Origin of the sequence: Prevotella amnii CRIS 21A-A, from assembly GCF_000177355.1 — a bacterium.
Classification (GTDB): Bacteria; Bacteroidota; Bacteroidia; order Bacteroidales; family Bacteroidaceae; genus Prevotella; species Prevotella amnii.
This window is the reverse complement of sequence record NZ_ADFQ01000042.1, coordinates 1-2902: the sequence shown is the minus strand read 5'-3', so window position 1 is coordinate 2902 and position 2902 is coordinate 1. Positions and strand designations below refer to the sequence as shown.

The following is a 2902-nucleotide window of genomic DNA, read 5'->3' as shown; positions in this document are numbered from 1 at the left end:
TAGGTTCGCCAACCAATCGGGCGGTTATGAACTTCGAGATAATGGAATATTTAAGGGCACAATAGCACCAAAGGACATTACTCCGATATTTACGGACAGAGCTGATCCTGTCTGTATATTCGAGGGATTTATGGACTTTCTATCCTTTCTTTCAATGAAAGAAGAATTTACCAACCACTGTCTTGTGATGAACTCCGTAAGCAATGTAGCGAGGAGCATCCGCTACCTCAATGAAAGACAGGTGTTTTCTATTCGTACATTCTTTGACAATGATGAAGCAGGACGCAGAGCTACGGCAGATTTCGTAAAGGCAGGTTTTAAGGTGGAGAATATGTCCGTGCATTACAGGAGCTTCAAAGACCTCAACGAGTATCACGTCTATAGGGTACGTGAGAAACTAAAACGACAAGGACAGATGCAAGGTAAGTCTGTTAAGATGAAACAAGTTAAACATAAAATGAGATAGAAAAATGGAAAAGAAGAAAACAACAGAGGTAGAGTATGACCTTTCATATTATTTAGGTGGTAACGAAGAAGAACTGCTCGGAAGAAGTAGCCAGCAGCACACAAAGATGACACGTAGCGGTAAGCCATCAGAGGATGTCGAGCCATTACAGAACACAGAGGTATCACGGTGTACCGAGCTTTCACACGAAACTGAACAAGCAAGGCTGCCAGAGAATGCACCCGTTCAGAAACGCATCAGTGCCAAAATGAGAAAGGAAACGCTTGAAGCCTACAAGCAAGCCTATCTTTTACCTGCCAAACTCAGTAATAGGAAGGCTGTCTATCTGAGCAAGGAAACACAGGAACGTGCAGACCTCATCGTGCGAAGATTGGGCGACAGGGGCAGCAACCTTTCAAGTTTCGTGGAGAACCTCGTGCGCAGTCATTTGGAGGAATACCACGAGGATATAGAGAAGTGGAGAAAACTATAAGTATGAGAAAAAGGGTCGAGGGTTTTGCACAAAAAAGGTTGTCCCTTTTCTTTGAAACCCTCGACCCTTACCGAAAAGAAATGAATACAAAATTCTTGACCAAATGCCTGAACGGTGGGAATACCACGAACGCAGTTAGACACGGAATGCCGTGCATTCACTTTAGGCAGGGGAAACGCCCCAAGGCGTTATCGGTATCTCAGCTGATATTGCAAGACGTCAGTTTGTACCCACAAACTGCGCTTGCTCCCCTCGCCAAACAGTCGGGGAGATTAGACCGTAATCACTCCGTTCTCATTGGTCATCATTCAGAAATTAAGCAGCAACGAATCATCCATAATGATTAACTTTCAGAGAAACTTATATGAAGAAATACAGAAGAAAAGCTACCCAATGGCAGCAGAAGGACAATGAAGAAAAACAGATGAACAAGACGGAGTTCATCAAGGTTAGGTGTACTTTGGAGGAGATGCAGCGCATCAAGGCAAAGGCAGAAAGCACAGGACGGAAGTTCTCCGAGTACTGCCGTGAGATTCTTTTGAATGGTGAAGTGGTAGTCGTTCCCAAGATGACCGACAATGAAAAGGAAGCCATTGCCGTACTCCATCGAACGGGAATGTACTACGCACAGGTTTCCAACCTCATCAGGATAAAGGACGAGTCATGGGTGCCGATAACCAAGAACCTTTCCATATGTGCCAAAGAAGCATTTAAGCGTTTTTTCGACCCTCACTTCCGCATTGGTGACGATATATATAAGGTCTTAAATCTGCCGAGATATGATAGGAAAGTGTAAGGCGATAGCGCACGGAAGCACTGCATTGGACTATATCTTCAGAGAGGGCAAGCTGGGTAATCGGCTTGCCTTCCATAACCTTTGTAGCAGAGAATCAAAGGCTATTTACGAGGAAATGAAGTTGGTCAGCGACTACAACACACGGTGCAGGAATAAGTTCCTCCGTATCGAAATAGGTATCGCTCCGCAGGACGAGAAGAAACTATCAGTTTCTGAACTTGTCCAAATAGCCCATCTGTTTGCCAAGAAAATGGGACTTGACAACCATCAGTGGGTGGTAGTAACGCACAAGGATACAGACAACAGGCATATCCACATTATCGCCAACCGCATCAGCCTATACGGCGAAGTCTATGACACCACATTCGTAAGCAACAAGGCTGCAAAGATAACAGAGGAAATCAGCAGAGAGAAAGGCTTGACCATCGCCAAGGAAATCAAAGCTGAAAGGAAACATCAGAAAGCAAAAGCCAATCCCACAAGAGAGGAAACAAAGAGAGAACTACAAAGAATATGCTATGCCCTACTTGAAAAGTACAAAAGTACAGGTATCACAGGATATTCTATGTTCCTCTATGAACTAAATAAGCACGGAGTAACCATAGATCGTATGAAGAACAAGCAGAGCAAGGTCTATGGCTTGAAGTTCTCATACGGAGAATATTCGTTCAAGGCATCGGAAGTAGGCAGAGAGTTCGGCTACCGTTCTTTGCAAAAGAACTTCGAGGAAGGTAAGAAAGCTGATACGAATATATCTGACCAAGTAATACGCAAATCGCCAAAGCATACAGATACTAAGGATGCTGGTTATCAACTCGTACCCCCAAGCCGTTCATACAATCCACCACCAACTAAGGAAACGTCAAAAATCGCACAAACTATAAGAGATATGGCAGATGCAGCCATCGGCGCAGCCGATGAAGTTGTGGAAGGGTTAGGCGATTTGATTACACCATCCGCACAGGGCGATGATTATGCCGAAGCAGCATGGCAGCGCAAGCTCAGATACCAAGCGAACAAGAAAAAGAGAGGACGAAGACTATGATACAGTTGGTAGGATCTTTTGTTTCATGGTGATAAACTAGCAGGGAGTGCTAATTTGACACTCCCTGTCTTCTTAGATGACGTTAATGTTTCGTGTCTTTTGGAGGGCAAGAGTCATTACCAT

At 44.4% G+C, this 2902-nt stretch carries 4 protein-coding genes; all 4 read left to right on the top strand.

What is annotated here, in order from left to right:
- A partial coding sequence (locus HMPREF9018_RS03895; RefSeq protein WP_008448416.1) for a toprim domain-containing protein occupies nt 1-466 on the top strand: 466 nt, incomplete at its 5' end.
- Nucleotides 467-470: 4 nt separating this feature from the next.
- On the top strand, nt 471-938 hold the full coding sequence (locus HMPREF9018_RS03890) for a DUF3408 domain-containing protein (protein ID WP_008448421.1): 468 nt from the start codon (nt 471-473) through the stop codon (nt 936-938).
- Between the two features lie 364 nt (nt 939-1302).
- Nucleotides 1303-1734 carry a plasmid mobilization protein gene (locus tag HMPREF9018_RS03880; protein WP_008448420.1) on the top strand — a complete coding sequence of 144 codons (432 nt, stop codon included), beginning with the start codon at nt 1303-1305 and terminating at the stop codon, nt 1732-1734.
- Entirely contained in the window at nt 1718-2779 is a 1062-nt protein-coding gene (locus HMPREF9018_RS03875; protein ID WP_008448418.1) for a relaxase/mobilization nuclease domain-containing protein, read from the top strand. The genes HMPREF9018_RS03880 and HMPREF9018_RS03875 overlap by 17 nt, the downstream gene beginning before the upstream one ends.
- The last annotated feature ends 123 nt before the right edge of the window (nt 2780-2902 follow it).

What these genes read in the sequence shown, in the direction of transcription:
- HMPREF9018_RS03875 (WP_008448418.1), top strand. Translation starts at nt 1,718, where the DNA reads ATGATAGGAAAGTGTAAGGCGATAGCGCACGGAAGCACTGCATTGGAC.
- HMPREF9018_RS03880 (WP_008448420.1), top strand. Translation starts at nt 1,303, where the DNA reads ATGAAGAAATACAGAAGAAAAGCTACCCAATGGCAGCAGAAGGACAAT.
- HMPREF9018_RS03890 (WP_008448421.1), top strand. Translation starts at nt 471, where the DNA reads ATGGAAAAGAAGAAAACAACAGAGGTAGAGTATGACCTTTCATATTAT.